Source organism: Rhodospirillales bacterium (assembly GCA_016699855.1).
In the GTDB taxonomy this organism is placed as follows: Bacteria; Pseudomonadota; Alphaproteobacteria; order Reyranellales; family Reyranellaceae.
Genome location: CP064988.1, coordinates 571,132 through 587,674, shown reverse-complemented (window position 1 = coordinate 587,674; position 16,543 = coordinate 571,132). Strand labels below are relative to the sequence as shown.

Annotated in this window: 16 protein-coding genes; 8 read left to right on the top strand and 8 right to left on the bottom strand. The window is 69.4% G+C overall.

The genetic code is table 11. The features are described from left to right. Window positions 1–32: 32 nt before the first annotated feature. Window positions 33–2,588, top strand: a complete 2,556-nt coding sequence (locus IPK81_02805) for a ligase-associated DNA damage response DEXH box helicase (GenBank protein QQS13204.1) — start codon at window positions 33–35, stop codon at window positions 2,586–2,588. Between the two features lie 117 nt (window positions 2,589–2,705). Here the strand turns inward: IPK81_02805 and IPK81_02800 are convergent, their stop codons facing one another. From IPK81_02800 to IPK81_02790, 3 genes are all read right to left on the bottom strand, one after another. Continuing rightward, window positions 2,706–2,879 carry a hypothetical protein gene (locus tag IPK81_02800; GenBank protein QQS13203.1) on the bottom strand — a complete coding sequence of 58 codons (174 nt, stop codon included), beginning with the start codon at window positions 2,877–2,879 and terminating at the stop codon, window positions 2,706–2,708. Between the two features lie 85 nt (window positions 2,880–2,964). Further along, on the bottom strand, window positions 2,965–3,852 hold the full coding sequence (locus tag IPK81_02795; GenBank protein ID QQS13202.1) for an alpha/beta fold hydrolase: 888 nt from the start codon (window positions 3,850–3,852) through the stop codon (window positions 2,965–2,967). A 59-nt stretch (window positions 3,853–3,911) separates the two neighbouring features. Then, window positions 3,912–4,787, bottom strand: coding sequence for a squalene/phytoene synthase family protein (locus IPK81_02790; protein ID QQS13201.1), 876 nt, complete (start codon window positions 4,785–4,787; stop codon window positions 3,912–3,914). A 143-nt stretch (window positions 4,788–4,930) separates the two neighbouring features. On the opposite strand from IPK81_02790, the gene IPK81_02785 reads away from it, so the two are divergent. The 4 genes from IPK81_02785 (at window position 4,931) to IPK81_02770 (ending at window position 7,611) form a co-directional block, all read left to right on the top strand. After that, on the top strand, window positions 4,931–5,791 hold the full coding sequence (locus IPK81_02785) for a squalene/phytoene synthase family protein (GenBank protein ID QQS13200.1): 861 nt from the start codon (window positions 4,931–4,933) through the stop codon (window positions 5,789–5,791). A gap of 114 nt (window positions 5,792–5,905) precedes the next feature. Continuing rightward, complete coding sequence (locus tag IPK81_02780; GenBank protein QQS13199.1) at window positions 5,906–6,499, top strand: urate hydroxylase PuuD; 594 nt, start codon at window positions 5,906–5,908, stop codon at window positions 6,497–6,499. Window positions 6,500–6,647: 148 nt separating this feature from the next. Then, window positions 6,648–7,058 (top strand): PaaI family thioesterase, encoded by a 411-nt coding sequence (locus IPK81_02775; protein ID QQS14934.1) that lies wholly within the window; start codon window positions 6,648–6,650, stop codon window positions 7,056–7,058. Window positions 7,059–7,119: 61 nt separating this feature from the next. Continuing rightward, window positions 7,120–7,611: a heme-binding protein gene (locus IPK81_02770; GenBank protein ID QQS13198.1), complete on the top strand. Its 492-nt coding sequence runs from the start codon at window positions 7,120–7,122 to the stop codon at window positions 7,609–7,611. 13 nt (window positions 7,612–7,624) lie between these two features. Here IPK81_02770 and IPK81_02765 read toward each other — a convergent pair whose 3' ends face one another. Further along, window positions 7,625–9,256: a fatty-acid--CoA ligase gene (locus IPK81_02765; GenBank protein ID QQS14933.1), complete on the bottom strand. Its 1,632-nt coding sequence runs from the start codon at window positions 9,254–9,256 to the stop codon at window positions 7,625–7,627. A 182-nt stretch (window positions 9,257–9,438) separates the two neighbouring features. Here IPK81_02765 and IPK81_02760 point away from each other — a divergent pair, with 182 nt between their 5' ends. Continuing rightward, window positions 9,439–10,287 (top strand): enoyl-CoA hydratase/isomerase family protein, encoded by an 849-nt coding sequence (locus IPK81_02760; GenBank protein ID QQS13197.1) that lies wholly within the window; start codon window positions 9,439–9,441, stop codon window positions 10,285–10,287. 57 nt (window positions 10,288–10,344) lie between these two features. Then, window positions 10,345–12,150 (top strand): acyl-CoA dehydrogenase, encoded by a 1,806-nt coding sequence (locus IPK81_02755; protein QQS13196.1) that lies wholly within the window; start codon window positions 10,345–10,347, stop codon window positions 12,148–12,150. An 8-nt stretch (window positions 12,151–12,158) separates the two neighbouring features. Here the strand turns inward: IPK81_02755 and nrtS are convergent, their stop codons facing one another. Further along, entirely contained in the window at window positions 12,159–12,404 is a 246-nt protein-coding gene (gene nrtS / locus IPK81_02750) for a nitrate/nitrite transporter NrtS (GenBank protein QQS13195.1), read from the bottom strand. Window positions 12,405–12,537: 133 nt separating this feature from the next. On the opposite strand from nrtS, the gene IPK81_02745 reads away from it, so the two are divergent. After that, window positions 12,538–13,308, top strand: a complete 771-nt coding sequence (locus IPK81_02745) for an SDR family oxidoreductase (protein ID QQS13194.1) — start codon at window positions 12,538–12,540, stop codon at window positions 13,306–13,308. A gap of 818 nt (window positions 13,309–14,126) precedes the next feature. Here the strand turns inward: IPK81_02745 and IPK81_02740 are convergent. The 3 genes from IPK81_02740 to IPK81_02730 are packed head-to-tail and all read right to left on the bottom strand — an operon-like array spanning window position 14,127 to window position 16,499. Further along, window positions 14,127–14,888: an SDR family oxidoreductase gene (locus IPK81_02740; GenBank protein QQS13193.1), complete on the bottom strand. Its 762-nt coding sequence runs from the start codon at window positions 14,886–14,888 to the stop codon at window positions 14,127–14,129. Then, window positions 14,875–15,693 carry a glucose 1-dehydrogenase gene (locus tag IPK81_02735; GenBank protein ID QQS13192.1) on the bottom strand — a complete coding sequence of 273 codons (819 nt, stop codon included), beginning with the start codon at window positions 15,691–15,693 and terminating at the stop codon, window positions 14,875–14,877. Before IPK81_02735 ends, IPK81_02740 begins: the two co-directional genes overlap by 14 nt. A gap of 35 nt (window positions 15,694–15,728) precedes the next feature. Beyond that, entirely contained in the window at window positions 15,729–16,499 is a 771-nt protein-coding gene (locus IPK81_02730; GenBank protein ID QQS13191.1) for a glucose 1-dehydrogenase, read from the bottom strand. Between the last annotated feature and the right edge of the window lie 44 nt (window positions 16,500–16,543).

The window sequence follows — 16,543 nt, the reverse complement described above, 5'->3', positions numbered from 1 at the left end:
GCCGCGACCCGCCGCCGTGCTATCGTCCGACCATGATAGGCAAGCGCGTATCGCGCGTTGGCGGGACGACGTCGGGCCCGGTCGTCGGCCGCCGGCGTGGCCGGGCGCCCGCGCGGGAGGCGGCGGCGGCTCCGCTGCCGCTGTTTGCCGCCGCCACGACCGTCGCGACGCGCCTGCCCGCCGTTTTCAACGACTGGTTCGGGTCGCGCGGATGGACGCCGCGGCCGCACCAGCTCGAGATGCTGGCGCTGGCGCGCGCGGGCAGGTCGGCGCTGCTGATCGCCCCGACCGGTGGCGGCAAGACCTTGGCGGGGTTCCTGCCGAGCCTGGTCGATCTGACCGGCGCCGCCCGCGATCCAAGGCGCGGACTGCACACGCTCTACATCTCCCCGCTCAAGGCGCTGACGACGGACATCCAGCGCAATCTCCGCTCGCCGATCGACGAGATGAAGCTGGACATCCGCGTCGAGTCGCGTACCGGCGACACGCCGCAGAACCGCCGGGCGCGCCAGCGCGCCTCGCCGCCCGACATGCTGTTGACGACGCCGGAATCGCTGGCGCTGCTGCTGTCCTATCCCGACGCCGCGACCTATTTCGCCGATGTGCGCGCCGTGGTGATCGACGAGCTCCACGCCATCGCCACGACCAAAAGAGGCCATCTCCTGGCGCTCGGCCTCGCGCGTCTCGCGGCGCTGGCGCCGGCGGCGCGCTTCGTCGGCCTTTCGGCGACGGTCGCCGATCCGGAGGCGAGCGCGGACTGGTTGCGATTCCGCGACGATCCCGTCGAGACCGTCCACGCCGCCGGCGGCGCCGCGCCCCGGATCGACATCCTCAACCCCGCGGCGCGCGTGCCCTGGGGCGGCCACATGGCGCGGCACACGCTGCCGGACGTCTACGACGCGATCCGCGACCACCGCATGACCCTGGTGTTCGTGAACACGCGCGCGCAGGCGGAACTGACCTTCGACGGGCTGTGGCGCCTGAACGAGGAGAATCTGCCGATCGGCCTGCACCACGGCAGCCTCGAGGTCGAGCAGCGCCGCAAGGTCGAGGCGGCGATGGCGGCGGGCAGGTTGCGCGCGGTCGTCGCCACCAGCTCGCTCGATCTCGGCATCGACTGGGGCGACATCGACCTCGTGATCCAGCTCGGCGCGCCGAAAGGTGTCAGCCGCCTCCTGCAGCGCGTGGGCCGTGCCAACCACCGCATGGACGAACCCAGCCGCGCGCTGCTGGCTCCGGGTAACCGCTTCGAGGTGCTGGAGTGCCTCGCCGCGCGCGAGTCGGTCGCCGCCGGCGAACTCGACGGCGACGCGCCGAGGCCACCCTGCCTCGACGCGCTGGCGCAGCACATCCTCGGACTGGCGTGCGCCGGGGCGCTGGATCGCGACGCGCTCTTCGACGAGGTCAGGCGTGCGGCGCCGTACCGCGACCTGCCGCGTCGCGACTACGAGGACTCGTTCGAGTTCGTCGCCAACGGCGGCTACGCGCTGTCGGCGTACGAGAAATGGCGGCGGCTGTTCCCGCGGTCCGACGGCAGGTGGGAGATCGCGCGGCCGGACGTCGTGCGCCAGTACCGCCTCAACGTCGGCACCATCGTCGAGCTGCCGTTGATGAAGGTGAAGCTGCGCGGCGGGCCGGTACTGGGCGAGGTCGAGGAGGCGTTCATCCAGGGCCTGGTGCCCGGCGACACGTTCATCTTCGCCGGCCAGCTCCTGTGCTTCGAGGGCGTCCGGCTGCTGCACGCCGAGGTGAGCCGGGGGCGCGGCGGCGGCGAGCCGAAGGTGCCCGCCTATGGCGGCGGCAGGTTGCCGCTGAGCACGCATCTCGCCGGGCGCGTGCGCGACATCCTCGCCGATCCGGGGCGGCACGCCGAGCTCCCCGAGGAGGTCCGCGAATGGCTGCGCATGCAGGCGTTGCGGTCGACCCTGCCGCGCGCCGACCGGCTGCTGGTCGAAGGGTTTCCGCGTGGCGGCAAGCACTTCCTCGTCGCCTATTGCTTCGAGGGTCGCAACGCCCACCAGACGCTGGGCATGCTGCTGACGCGCCGCATGGAGCGCATGGGGCTCAAACCGCTGGGTTTCGTCGCGACGGACTACGTGCTGGGCCTGTGGGGGCTGCGCGCGGCCACGGCGCGGCAGGTGGTAGCGCTGTTCGACGAGGACATGCTGGGCGACGATCTCGAGGCGTGGATGGACGAGTCCTCGATGCTGCGGCGCTCATTCCGCAATGTCGCGGTCGTCGCCGGCCTGATCGAGCGGCGCCATCCCGGCGAGGAAAAGACGCGGCGGCAGGTGACGTTCAGCGCCGACCTGATCTACGACACGCTGCGGCACCACCAGCCGGACCATGTGCTGCTGCGCGCCACGCGGCAGGACGCGGCGTGGCAGCTCGCGGACATCCGACGCCTCGGCGAGCTGTTGCGCCGGGCGCGCGGTCGGATCGACCACCGCGCGCTCGACCGCATCTCGCCGCTGGCGGTGCCGGTGCTGCTCGAGATCGGCCGCGTCCAGGTGATGGGTGGCGAGACGCTCGACGAGCTGCTCGACGAGGCGTCGCGGTCGATGATCGACGAGGCGATGCGGCCGTGACGCGGCCGACCGGACAAAAACGCGCCGGCCCTGCGGGAGGGCCGGCGCGAGTCGGAGACATAGACGACGATCCGGCAGGTGACCGCCGCCACGCCTCGCGGGGAGTGGCCTCGCGGACTATTCCGCCGGCGCCGCGGTGGCACGGCCGGATGGCCGGGAGTCATGCGCGCGGGCATCGCGCCACCGGCTGTAGTCGAGGCGGCAGAGAATCGTCACCGCCATGAAAGCGATCGCGGCGAAGACCACCATCGCCAGATACAGCTGCTCGCCGGATGTGAGTTCGAACGCCATGCCACGCTCCCTGAAGATCGGGGGCATGGTGGCCGGGCCTCGATCCCGGCGCTTTGACTTGCGTCAAAGGGCCGGGCGCCGCGCCTCATCCTGCGGCGCGGCAATGCGTCGCTATGAGCGCGGCCAGCGACGGCGACAGCGCGGTCGGCAGATCGTGGCCCATGCCGGGAATGAGCTCGAAGCGCGCGCCGGGGACCAGACCAGCGACGTCGCGACCGCAATCCGGATGGATCAGCGGATCGTCGGCGCCGTGGATCACCAGCGTCGGCGCGCGCAGCGTCTTGAGCAGCTCGACGCGGTCGCCGCCGGCCATGACCGCGAGATACTGCCTGCCGACGCCCTGGGGATTGTAGCGCCGATCGACATTGCGCTCGACGAAGGCGCGCAGCGCGTCGTCCGGCTCTGGATAGCCCGGGCTGCCGATGATCCGGCGCAGCCCTATCGAATGCCGGACGATCTCCTCGCGGTCTTCCGTCACGGGCCGCGTCAGCAGCGCCTTCATCGCCTCCGGCTTGCCCGGCGGCAGTCCGCGGCGCGAACTGGTCGACATCATCACCGTCATCGACCGCGCGCGGTCGGGGCGGGCGGCGACCATCAGCGGCGCGATCATCCCGCCCATCGACAGGCCGAGCATATGGGCGCGGTCGATCCCGAGATGGTCGAGCAGCGCCAGCCCGTCGGCCGCCATGTCGTTCAGCGTGTAGGGCGTCGCGACAGGCCTGCCGGCCTGCAGCGCGCCGATGGCCGCCGGCAGGTCGGCCTGTCCCCAAGCGGCGAAATCCGTCGACAGACCGGTATCGCGGTTGTCGTAGCGGACGACGTGGAGGCCGGATCCGGCCAGCGCCTCGACGAACGCCTCGTTCCACAGCGTGAGCTGCGCACCCAACCCCATGACCAGAAGGATCGTGGGATCGGCGGGATCGCCGGACGTCTCGTAGGCGATGTCGATTCCATTTGCGCGCGCGACGGGCATCTTGGTTCCTTTCCGATGTCGGGGCGCAAGCTATCTTCCTGGCGGCGTCCGATGCAAACCTAGAAGCGACGGCGCGCGTGCGCCCACCACAGCGTCAGCGGCGCCAGCCAAGGTGCGGCGTCGGCGGGTCGCGCGTAAACATCGTGCCCGGCGGCCTTGAGGCGCGCGATCCGCCGGTCGAGCAGCCGCGCTGGCAGCAGCGCCGGAAGCGCCGCGCTCGGGATGGCGGCGCGTTCCGTCCTGGCCCGCGCGAGAAGCGCGGCCGCGCGGGCGGAAATCGCGGAGGTCACATCGCGCAGCCCCGGACCCGGCGTTCCCTCGAACAACGCCTGCTCCGGGACGCCATGCGCGGCCAGCAGGTCCCGTGGCAGCATGCAGCGGTGGCGTGCCGCCAGACGCGGCGTGTCGCGAACGACGTCCAGCAGCCCCGTGGCGACGCCTATCGCGCGGGCGGCCCGGTGCGCGGCGCCGCCGTCCTCGTGGACGCCCAGCACATCGACCGACAGGGCGGCCAGCTCGCCGGAGGTCGCGTCGGCGTAGGCCTCGAGCGCGGCGAGGTCGGGGATCGGGTCGTCGTAGAGATCGTGCGTCCGGCCGTGAAGCAGACGCTCGAACCGCTCCAGCGGCGGCCGCGACCTGCCGATCGCCGTGGCCAGCGCCTCCGCCACGGGGTGCCGTCGCGGCTTGCCGGCATAGGCCTCGCCGATGGCGTCGCGCCACCATTGCAGGCGGATCTCGCCGAGGCCGGGTTCGCTCACCACGTCGCGGACGCGGGCGATCTCGAGATTGAAGGCCAGAAGGGTCCAAAGGTCGGCGCGCGCCGCCGGCGGGGCGAACAGCGCGCAGAGCCATCGATCCCGGTCGCCGGTGCGGACCGCCGCGACGAGCTCGGACTCGACGGCGGCGGCGGGAGGAGGGGAGACGGTTCCGGCCACGGCGCAACACAACGCGAGGGCGCAGACCGGCGCAAGCCCCGTCGATGCCCACAGGGGCGGGGTTTTTCCGGCCGTGCGGCCGTGCGATAGAATGACGGCGGCGCGACCGGCGCGCCGCCTCGCCCGCGTACCGCGTCGCCGCCTTGAACGATATCCCGCCCGCGCCGCCACTCGACCGGTTCAGCTCGCCGGCGGCGGCCCCCGACGACCCCGCCGACGCGCACAGCTGGGCCTGTTTTCGCGCCCGTCTGGCGCCGGAGAACGGCGCCGTGGTGGACCGGTTCTTCGCCGTGTCGCTGTTCCTGCGCCGGTTGGCTGCGCGGGACACGCTGTCGTTCGACGACCGTATCGCGTTCCTCGACCATCTCGACCACGCGGTCGCCGACGCCGCGGCGGGGCGGCCCTTGGTCGAGCTGCCGCATGGTCTGCACGCGCCGCTCGCCGACGCCCGGATCGCGGCGCACGCCCCGGCGCTGCTGCAGGCCTGCCGCCGGGAGCTGACGACCCGGGCCGCCGGCCGGCCGGCGTTCCGCGACTGGAGCGAGATGCACAACTGGCTGCGCTTCGCGGCCGCGCCGGTCGGCAGGCTCCTGATCGAGCTGCACGGCGAGCGCGAAGTGGTCGTGGCCCCGATGGAGGCGATGTGTATCGCAATCGGCTTGTCGGGCCGCCTGCAGGACGCCGGTCGCCAGGCGCGCGACGGCGGCGATTGCGGTCTGCCAAGGCAATGGTTCTCGCAGGCCGGCGCCGATCCGCGCGCGTTCCTCGACGCGGGCGAACGCCCCGCCGCCCGGCGCGCGCTCAAGGTTGGCGGCGACCGGGTTCGCCAGCTCCTCGCGGCGGCGCGCGCGGTGCCGGAGCGGGCGGCGGATCCGCGTCTGCGCGCCGCGGCGCGCGCGACACTGTTCCTCGTCGAGCGCCTGTCGCGGCGCGCCGTCGATGGTCCTTCGGAGGCGGCGATCCTGCCGAACTGGAGCGACCGCGCGCTTTTGCGCTGGCGGTGACCCCCTTGGATGCGCGGCCGCCACGCGTCGCGCGCGCCTCGTGTTCTGTTGAACGCGACCCAAGCTGTGGTAACTTGTCGCGGTTTTGGTAACGAATAAGGGGAGTTCCCGCAAATGGGTGCCATTCTTCAATCGCTCGGCCGGACGCTGGCGGCGGGCGTCGCGCTGCTCATCGTCATCGTCGTCGTGACGGGCGCGCTCACCGGCCAGATGGTCAAGATCGACCACGCTTGGTCGACGTTCTTCATGCGCTGGCTGCACGTCCTGTCGGGCGTGATGTGGATCGGTCTGCTCTGGTATCTGAACTTCGTCCAGATCCCGACGATGCCGAAGATCCCCGACGAGCAGAAGCCGGCGATCGGCAAGCATATCGCGCCGAACGTCCTGTTCTGGTTCCGCTACGGCGCGCTGGCGACGGTCGTGACGGGCCTGCTGCTGCTGATCATGCAGAACCAGCTGGTCAACACCCTGCTGCTGGCCAAGGGCCAGCACGCCATCGGCATCGGCGTGTGGCTGGGCCTGATCATGGCCTTCAACGTCTGGTTCATCATCTGGCCGAACCAGCAGAAGGCGCTCGGCCTGGTCGACTGCCCGGCCGATCAGAAGCCGAAGGCGGCGCGGCTGGCTATGCTGACCTCGCGCGTCAACACGATGCTGTCGATCCCGATGCTGTTCTGCATGGTCGCGCAGCAGAACGGCGGGTTCTGAACCAGTCGGCGCCCGGTGCCGGCGACGCGGACGGGGCCCCTCAAGGGCCCCGTTTCGCGTCGTGGGGCCATGACGTCGGGGGTAATCGCCACGGCGTGGCGGGGACGCCATGATCGCGGCGATCCAGAGCGAGCGTGCGGAGGCGGGGATGAGCGAAGCGTTGGCGGCTAGCCTGAACGAGCGGATGAAGGGCCTGTTCGGCGACACCCTGGGCATCCGTGTGATCGAGGCGGCCAAGGACAAGGTGGTGGCGGAATTCGATTGGCGCGCCGATCTGTGCACGGTCGGCGGCACGCTGCATGGCGGCGCTTTGATGGCGGTGGCCGATCAGATCGGCGCCACGGCGGCGGTTCTGAACCTGCCGGCAGGCGCCGGCACGACGACGCTCGAATCCAAGACGAATTTCTTCCGTGGTTGCACCGCGGGCAAGGTGCGCGCGGAGTCGACGCCGCTGCATGTCGGTGGCCGCACCAGCGTCTGGCAGACCCGGCTGTACGATGCCGCCGGCAAGATGCTGACGCAGACCATCCAGACCCAGATCGTGCTGCTTCCGAAGTGATGTCGACGGCGAGGCGACGCACGCTACCGTCGGGCCACCGGAATTGGAGGACGACGCGGCGATGAGCGAACACTACGTTCTGAACGTCCAATCCAGCCTGACCTTGGCCCACGCCGAGCAGATGATCCGCGGGGCGCTGGCCGCCGCGCGCGCCGCGGCGTTCCTGCCGCTGGCTGTTGCGGTGCTCGATTCCGGCGGACACCTCGTGGCGTTCAAGCGCGAGGATGGCTGCGGCCTGCTGCGCTTCGACATCGCCTTCGGCAAGGCGTGGGGGGCGCTGGGCATGGGCATCTCAAGCCGGACTATCCGCGACCGGCTGGGCAACCGCCCGGCCTTCCAGGGCGCGCTGGCGGCGGCGTCGCAGGGCCGCTTCGTGCCGGTTCCAGGCGGCGTGCTGGCGCTCGGCGCCGGCCGCGCCGTCATCGGCGCCGTCGGCATCAGCGGCGACACCTCGGAGCGCGACGAGTACGCCGCGATCACAGGCGTCCACGCCGCCGGCTTCGCGTCGCATCCCGAGGCGCCGGACGAGAACTGGCGCGGCTCGAAGCTTTGACGGCGCCCCGCGCCTAGGCGGTCGGCAGCTTGTAGCCGCGGAAATCCTCGCGCAGCTTGGTCTTCAGGATCTTGCCGGTGGCGGTGTGCGGCAGGGCGTCGACGAAGGCCACATCGTCGGGCATCCACCATTTGGCGATCTTGTCCTCGAGGAACTCCAGCACTTCGTCCTTGTCGATCTCGGCGCCGGGCTTGCGCACGACGATCATCAGCGGCCGCTCGTCCCATTTGGGATGAGCGACGCCGATCACGGCGGCCTCGGCCACCGAGGGGTGCGCCATGGCGGCGTTCTCGAGGTCGATCGAGCTGATCCACTCGCCGCCGGATTTGATGACGTCCTTCGACCGGTCGGTGATCTGCATGTAGCCGTCCGGGTCGAGCGTGGCGACGTCGCCGGTCGGGAACCATCCATCGGCGCCGAGCGGCGAGCCGCCCTCGCCCTTGAAGTATCCCGACGTGACCCACGGTCCGCGCACCAGCACGTCGCCGAACGCCTTGCCGTCGTGCGGCAGCGCCTTGCCGGAATCGTCCACGATCTTCATCTCGACGCCGAAGATGATCCGGCCCTGCTTGCACTTGACCGCGAGCTTGTCGGCCTCGGACAGCGCCGCGTGCCGCGCCTTGGCGGTGTTCACGGTGCCGAGCGGGCTCATCTCCGTCATGCCCCAGGCGTGCAGCACGTCGACGCCGTAGTCGCGCTTGAACGTCTCGATCATCGCCGGCGGGCAGGCCGAGCCCCCGATCACCGATTTCCGCAGCGTGCTCAGCTTGAGGTTCTTCGACTGGAGGTGCTGGAGCAGCAGGAGCCACACCGTCGGCACGCCGGCGGTGACCGTCACCTTCTCGCTCTCGAACAGCTCGTAGACGCTGGCGCCGTCGAGCGCGGGGCCCGGGAACACTAGCTTGGCGCCGGACAGGCAGCCGGAATAGGGCAGGCCCCAGGCGTTGACGTGGAACATCGGCACGACCGGCAGCACGACGTCGCGCGCCGACAGGCCGATGCTGTCGGGCAGGGCGCTGGCGTAGGCGTGCAGCAGCGTCGAGCGGTGGTGGTAGAGAACGCCCTTGGGGTTGCCGGTGGTGCCCGACGTGTAGCAGAGCGACGACGCGGTCCGCTCGTCGAACTCCGGCCATTCCAGGGTCCCCGGCTGGGCGTCGATCAGCTCCTCGTAGACCAGCAGGCCGCGGATGTTCAGCCCGGCGGGCAGATGCGCGCGGTCGCACATCGCCACGATATGGCGCACGCCCTGGAATTGCGGCGCCAGTTTCTCGACCAGCGGCAGCAGGTTGATGTCGACGAACAGCAGGCGGTCCTCGGCGTGGTTCACGATGTAGACGATCTGCTCGGGGAACAGCCGGGGATTGATCGTGTGGCACACCGATCCGATGCCGGAGATCGCGTAGTACAGCTCGAAATGCCGGTAGCCGTTCCACGCCAGCGTGCCGACCCGGTCGCCCGGCCCGACGCCCAGAGCCCGCAGGGCCTCCGCCATCTTCTTCGCCCGCAGACGGGCGTCGCGGTAGGTGTAGCGGTGGATGTCGCCCTCGACCCGCCGGGACACGATCTCGGTGTCGCCATGGTATTCGGCGGCGAACTCGATGAGCTGCGATACGAGCAGCGGGCGGTCCTGCATCAGGCCCATCAACATCGGACGATCTCCCCGGGGCGGCTATCGCGGTCGCGCTGGCTGATACTGGGCCGCCCCGCGGGCGTCAATCGCGCGGACCCCGGCCGCGCGATCCCCCCTTTCGCGCCGCGCCGCCGCTTGCCACGCTGCGTCCGATCCGCCGTCGGGCGGCACGGGGTACACGGAGGCGCAGTCGGACCATGGGACCGAGGAAAGTCGACTATCTGCTCTACGAGCCGGAGGACAACGGCATCGCCTGGATCAAGTTCAACCGGCCGGACCGGCTTAACGCGCTGGTGGGGACCTCCGAGGAGAACGGCACCGTCGCCAAGGTCGGCGAGTACATGCGCGCCGCCGACGACGATCCCGGCGTGCGGGTCATCGTGCTGACCGGGGTCGGCCGCGCCTTCTGCGCCGGGTTCGACCTCAAGGGTGGCCCCGGCCCCGACGTGGCGGGGGAGGACCTCCCCGGCGCGCGCGGCTCGCACGAGGGCCTCGACGCGTCGCGTCAGCATTTCTTCCACGGCTTCACCAAGCTGCACCGCGACATCTCCCTGATCCGCAAACCGACGATCGCGATGATCAACGGCCCGGCCGTCGGCTCCGGCATGGACATGGCGCTGCATTGCGACATCCGCATCGGCTGCGACCGCACCCGCTTCGTCGGCTACCAGCACGCGGGGCAGATCATCGAGAACGGCGGCTGCTACTACCTGCCGAAGATGGTCGGACTCGGCCGCGCCCTGGAGTTCGCCTACACCGGAGAGCTCGACGCCCGGCGCGCCTACGAATGGGGCATGCTCAACCACCTCGTCGCCGAGGCGGAGCTGGAGGCGACGACGCGGGCGCTGTGCGAGCGCATGATCGCGGTGCCGCCGCTGGCGCAGTGGATCGGCAAACGCGTCATGCGCGCGGCACTCGACAGCTCGCTCGAGACCACCATGGTGCTGACGTCCAACGCCGGCGGCATCCTCAACGGCTCGGACGACGCCAAGGAGGCGCGGCGCGCCTTCGTCGAGAAGCGCAAGCCCAGGTTCAAGGGGGCGTAGCGCGCCGGTCGCCGCCGACGATCCGCCACGACGCACACCACCACCGGAGGCGCCGCGATGTCCTCGCCGCTGATCAACCGCCGCGATCTCGATTTCGTGCTCCACGACCTGCTCGACGTGTCCGCCATGACGGCGCATGCGCGGTACGCCGACCACAGCCGCGAGACGTTCGACGCCGCGGTCGAGACGGCGCACCGGATCGCGCTCGAGAAGTTCCTGCCGCACAACGCCAAGGCGGATCGCAACGAGCCGACGTTCGACGGCGAGACCGTGGCCATGATCCCGGAGGTCGCCGACGCGCTGGCTGCGTTCCGCGAGGCCGGCTTCTTCGCCGCGACCAAGGACTACGAGCTCGGCGGCATGCAGCTGCCGCTGACCGTCGCCCAGGCCTGCAACGCCATGTTCCAGGCGGCCAACGTCGGGAGCGCCGGGTATCCGTTCCTCACGGTCGGCGCGGCCAACCTGATCGAGAGCTTCGGCTCGCAGGAGCAGAAGGCGCTCTACATGGCGCCGATGCTGGCCGGACGCTTCTTCGGCACGATGTGTCTGAGCGAGCCGCAGGCCGGCTCGTCGCTCGCCGACATCCGAACCCGCGCGGAGCCGCAGGCGGACGGCAGCTACCGCGTGATCGGCAACAAGATGTGGATTTCAGGCGGCGACCACGAGTTGTCCGAGAACATCGTCCACATGGTGCTGGCCAAGATTCCCGGCGGTCCGCCGGGCGTGAAGGGCATCTCGCTCTTCATCGTGCCCAAGCGCGTCGTCGGTCCCGACGGCGTCGTCGGCGCGCGCAACGACGTGCGTCTCGCCGGCCTTAACCACAAGATGGGCTACCGCGGCACCACCAACACCGTGCTGAATTTCGGCGAGAAGGGCGGCGCCACGGGCTACCTGCTGGGCCAGCCCCACCGCGGCCTGGACTACATGTTCCAGATGATGAACGAGGCGCGCATCGGCGTCGGCCAGGGCGCGGTGATGCTGGCCTACGCGGCTTATCTGTTCTCGCTCGACTACGCCCGCGGCCGGCCGCAGGGGAGGGCGCCCGACAACAAGGACCCGGCTTCTCCGATGGTGCCGATCATCGAGCATGCCGACGTCAAGCGCATGCTGCTGCACCAGAAATGGGTCAGCGAGGGCGGCCTGCATCTGTGCCTCTACGCCGGCGCGCTGGTCGACCGCATCGCGCTCGAGGCGGACGACGCCGCGAAGGCGCGGCTTGAGCTTCTGCTCGACACGCTGACGCCGGTGGTGAAGGGCTGGCTGTCGGAGGTCTGCCTGAAGTCGAACGAGCACGCCATCCAGATCCTGGGCGGCTACGGCTACACCCGCGACTATCCCGTCGAGCAGCTCTACCGAGACCAGCGTCTCAACCCGATCCACGAGGGCACCGACGGCATCCAGGCGATCGACCTGCTGGGCCGCAAAATGGCGCTCAAGGGCGGGGCCGGCTGGACCGCCGTGAAGGTGGAGGTTGCCCGGATAGTCGCCACCGCGTCCGCGCGCGAGGATCTGCGGCCGACGGCCGAAGAACTCGCCGCCCTTGTCGTCACCGTGGAGGAGACCCGGGCGACGCTGCTCGGCGCTATGGGCGGCGGCCACGCCACGGTCGCGCTGGCCAACGCCGCCCATTTCCTCGACCTGTTCGGCCTGCTGGTGATGGGCTGGATGCTGCTGTGGCAGGCGGTCCGCGCGGGCGAGCTGCCGCCGGCGGTCACGGAGGAGGAGCGCGATTTCCGCGCCGGCAAGCTGGCGGTGTGCCGGTACTTCTTCGCCTACGAGGTTCCGCGCGCCGGCTATTTGTCGGCTCTCCTGCGCCGGCTGGACGACACGACGGTGGCGATGCGGAGCGCCTGGTTCGCCTGAGCGGCGCCCTATCGACGCGTGGCGTCGAGCGCGCGCAGCGCGCTGTACGCCCCGTACGTCGCGACTAGGAAGGGTACACAGTACGTCAGGCCGAGCTTGAGCCAGTCGATCCCGCCGCCGGAAAAGAGGGCGTCGCCCTGGTTGATGGCGTTGAGCAACGTGCCGACGACGGCGGCGACACCCAACGAGCGGCGGGCGAAGGGCCACGACAGCGCGCGCCGCAGCGGCGGGGAGGCGGAGATCTCGGTTGCCATCGCGGCCGCTGCAGCACGCGGCCGGCGGCCGGACAAGGCGGTGTTCGCCAGTCGAACCGGCCCCGGGGCCGGCGCTTGCGCGCCACCGGCCCGCACGCCAGTTTACCCGCCGGGCGTCATCGCGGAGGAAACCATGGCATCGCCGCTGTTCGATCTCACCGGCAAGGTCGCCATCGTCACCGGCTCCAGCAAGGGCATCGGCAAATCGATCGCCCTGCATCTGGCGCTGCAGGGCGCCAAGGTGGTGGTCTCAAGCCGCAAGGCGCCGGCGTGCGAGGAGGCCGCGGATGAGATTCGTGCCGCCGGCGGCGACGCCACCGTCATCACCTGCAACATCTCCGACAAGGCGCAGTGCCAGAACCTGGTCGCGGAGACCCGCAAGCGCCAGGGACCGATCGACATCCTCGTCTGCAACGCCGCGACCAACCCGTACTACGGGCCGACCGAGAAGATGCCCGACGAGGCGTTCACCAAGATCATGCAGAACAACATCCTGTCCAATATCTGGCTGATCACGAACTGCCTGCCGGACATGCGCGCCAAAAAGGACGGGGCCGTCATCATCGTGTCGTCGATCGGCGGCGTCCGCGGCACGCCCGTTCTCGGGGCCTACGGGATCTCCAAGGCGGCCGACATGCAACTGGCCCGCAACCTCTCGATCGAATACGGACCCGACAACATCCGGGTCAACACGATCGCGCCGGGGCTGGTGAAGACCGATTTCGCCAAGGCGCTGTGGGACGATCCGGCCTATCTCGACAAGCGTCTGCAGAGCGCGCCGCTGCGTCGGATCGGGCTCCCGGACGACATCGGAGGCATCGCCGTCATGCTGGCATCCAAGGCGGGCGCCTTCATCACCGGCCAGACCATCATCGCCGACGCAGGGGTGACCATTTCAAGCTGACGCTGGCGGGCGCCGAATTGAAATAATCTGTCCTCGGATCATTTAGAAGTAAATTCATTAAATGAAATCAATATTTTGACGCATATATTTAAACTATAACGTTAGATTCCATAAAATGACGGCGGAATTCGCTCGTGTGAAACCTGAAGAATGGCCGCGTTAATGAATCGTCAAACATGGTCGATTCTTAGTTCGATGCATTAACCCATTGCGAAAAGTCGGATTTTTTGCGCACTCGTAAGCAATTGAAATTGAGATGATCTCTTAGCAGCGCTACCTTCCGCCTTGTCGAGGAAGTGGTCGCGCCGGTTCAGGTGTCTATCGCATCCGGAGACGGACGGGGGGCCCACCCCATATTTCCCTTCCCCCATACTCGGGCCCGACGTTCTGCTCCGACCGTAACGGTCGTTTCCTCGCTGATATTTGCAAGTGATAGTGCATGGAGATTTTTCCGTGTTTCGATTCCAGCGCCGTGGCGACACAGAGCTGATCGCCGAGAAAGTCTCCTTCGTCGAAGTCGGGGTCGTCGTGTCCTTCGTCTGGATGCTCGTCCCCCAGTTCGTCCGCATCATCACCGGCGTCTAGTCGAGTTTCCCGCCCGATCGGACCAGGGCGGGTGCCTAGGGGATGGCGGCTTCACCCCAAGCCTCATGATCCTCGCAGCGAGCGTTTTTGGCGGTCCTTCGTCGTATCTTTGAACCTTCCTAAACTTGCTTCCAAAGCCCTTACGGTCGGCCGCCATCGCGCGGCAGGCCGTGAGCAGGCGGCCAACCCCGGTTCCCCGGCCCGGGTTGGCCGCCTCATTTTTTTGCAGGATCTCAGGCCGTGACGCCGCCGTCCGCCACGAACTCGGCGCCGGTCGAGAACGACGATTCGTCGGAGATCAGGAACAGGATCAGGTTGGCGATCTCCTCGGCGGTCCCGAGCCGGCCGATCGGGTGGAGCCCCTCGAGCCATTGCCGTCCGGTCATGTTCTCGACCGTCATCTCCAAGCGCGGCGCGATCATCGGCGTATCGATCCAGCCGGGATGGACCGAATTGCAGCGGATGGGGTAGCCGCGCTGGCCGCAGTGCAGCGCCACGTTCTTGCTCAGCAGGCGGACGGCGCCCTTGCTGGCCGAGTAGGCCGGCGACCGACCCATGCCGCGCAGACCGAGAACCGAGGAGATGTTGACGATCGAACCGGGCGCCGCGTTGCCCTTCATCGCCAGCACGGCGTGCTTGCAGCCGAGGAACACGCCCAGTCCGTTGACCCGGTAGACGTGGCGGAAATCCCCCAGGCTCGACGTCTCGACATCGGTGGCGACGCCCACGCCGGCGCCGTTGACCAGCCCGTGCAGGCCACCGAAGCGGACGACGGTGTCGCCGACGACCTTGATCCACGACGCCTCGTCGACCACGTCCAGCGCCATGAATGCCGCCCGGTCGCCGAGTTCGGCCGCCAGCGCGTCGCCGCGGGCCGCATCCCGGTCCGCCACCACGACCTTCGCTCCCTCGCGGACCAGGAGTCGGCACGAGGCGGCGCCGATTCCCGACGCGCCGCCGCTGACGATGACCGTCTTTCCCTCAACGCGGGCCAAAGAGCGATCTCCTCTGGATGCCTGACGTGATGCCGCCGTCGGCCACGAGCTCGGCGCCGGTGATGAACTTCGCCCGGTCGGACGCGAGATAGAGGACCGCCTCGGCGATATCTTCCGGCTCTCCCATGTGGCCGATCGGATGGGCCGCGCCGATGAACGCCTTGCCCTGTTCGCGCCCGGTGAGCTGCCAGAACGGCTCGAAGATGGGCGTGTCGATGCCTCCGGGGTGGACCGAGTTGCACCTGATGCCATGGCGCTTCTCGGCGCAGTGCAGGGCGACGCTCTTGGTGAGCAACCGCACGGCGCCCTTGCTGGCGGTGTAGGCGCAGGGCCCGGCGCCGCCGATCAGGCCGGCGATCGAGGAGATGTTCACGATGGCGCCGCCGCCGTCCGGCTTGGCGGGGCCGGTCCGTCGCATCGCCTCGATCGCGAATTTGCAGCCCAGGAACACCCCGTCCAGGTTGACGGCGTGGACGCGCTCCCACGCCTCGACGGTGGTGTCCTCGACCGTTCCCTGTCCGCCCGATATCCCGGCGTTGTTGACGAGGATGTCGAGGCGCTCGAAGCGCTCGAGGGTCGCGTCGACGACCCGGCGCCAGCCCGCCTCGGACGCGACATCAAGCGCCTGGAACCAGGCGCGGGGGCCGATCCCGGCGGCCAGGCGCCGCCCGGTCTCCTCCTGGATGTCGGCGACCACGACCGACGCGCCGGCCCTCGCCAGCATCCGGACGCAGGCGGCGCCGATCCCCGACGCGCCGCCGGTGACGATCGCCACCCGTCCGATCAGTTCCTCGACCACCGCCATGCCAACCTCGCCGAGTTCCGCCGCTCGCGGCCGGATCACATCGCCGTGCAGCCGCCGTCGACCACCATCTCCGCCCCGGTCGTGAACTTCGACTCGTCGGACGCGAGGTAGAGGATCAGGTACCCGATGTCGTCCGGCTCGCCGATCTTGCCCATCGGGACCATGCGCGTCAGGCGGCGGCGCGCCTTGTCGCGGTCGGTCTCGGCCTCGATGCCCTGCTGGACCATCGGCGTGTCGATGAAGGCGGGATGCACGGAGTTGCAGCGGATGTCGTAGCCGGCGCGCGCGCAATGCAGCGCGACGCTCTTGGTCAGCAGCCGCACGGCGCCCTTGGACGGGCTGTACGCCGCCATCTGCCAGCCGCTGACGATGCCGGCGACCGACGAGATGTTGACGATCGAGCAGGGCTCGCCCAGTCCCTTCATGACGCGCACGGCGTTCTGGCAGCCGAGGAAGGTGCCCTCGGCGTTGACTGCCATCATGCGCTTGAAATCCTTCAGCGACACCGTCTCGATCGAGCCGTCCGGCCAGGCGATGCCGGCCGAGTTGACCATGACGCTGATCTTGCCGAAGCGCTCAAGCGCGCGGTCGATGGCCACGGTCCAGCTCGATTCGCTCGACACGTCGTGCTCGATGAACAGGGCGTCGCCGCCGATCTCGGCCGCCGCAGCCGGCCCCTTGTCCTTCTGGATGTCGGTGATGACGACCTTGGCGCCCTCGCGTGCCAGCAGCTTCGCCGTCGCCAGCCCCAGCCCCGACGCGCCGCCCGTGACGAAAGCGACCTTGCCCGCGACCCGTCCCGCCATGTCCGTTCCTTCCCCTGCGTTGGCGCGACTATACCAGCGCCGGG

Coding starts and splice junctions, on each gene's coding strand:
- IPK81_02805 (QQS13204.1), top strand. CDS start 33: ATGATAGGCAAGCGCGTATCGCGCGTTGGCGGGACGACGTCGGGCCCG.
- IPK81_02800 (QQS13203.1), bottom strand. CDS start 2,879: ATGGCGTTCGAACTCACATCCGGCGAGCAGCTGTATCTGGCGATGGTG.
- IPK81_02795 (QQS13202.1), bottom strand. CDS start 3,852: ATGCCCGTCGCGCGCGCAAATGGAATCGACATCGCCTACGAGACGTCC.
- IPK81_02780 (QQS13199.1), top strand. CDS start 5,906: ATGGGTGCCATTCTTCAATCGCTCGGCCGGACGCTGGCGGCGGGCGTC.
- IPK81_02775 (QQS14934.1), top strand. CDS start 6,648: ATGAGCGAAGCGTTGGCGGCTAGCCTGAACGAGCGGATGAAGGGCCTG.
- IPK81_02770 (QQS13198.1), top strand. CDS start 7,120: ATGAGCGAACACTACGTTCTGAACGTCCAATCCAGCCTGACCTTGGCC.
- IPK81_02760 (QQS13197.1), top strand. CDS start 9,439: ATGGGACCGAGGAAAGTCGACTATCTGCTCTACGAGCCGGAGGACAAC.
- IPK81_02755 (QQS13196.1), top strand. CDS start 10,345: ATGTCCTCGCCGCTGATCAACCGCCGCGATCTCGATTTCGTGCTCCAC.
- nrtS (QQS13195.1), bottom strand. CDS start 12,404: ATGGCAACCGAGATCTCCGCCTCCCCGCCGCTGCGGCGCGCGCTGTCG.
- IPK81_02745 (QQS13194.1), top strand. CDS start 12,538: ATGGCATCGCCGCTGTTCGATCTCACCGGCAAGGTCGCCATCGTCACC.
- IPK81_02735 (QQS13192.1), bottom strand. CDS start 15,693: ATGGCGGTGGTCGAGGAACTGATCGGACGGGTGGCGATCGTCACCGGC.
- IPK81_02730 (QQS13191.1), bottom strand. CDS start 16,499: ATGGCGGGACGGGTCGCGGGCAAGGTCGCTTTCGTCACGGGCGGCGCG.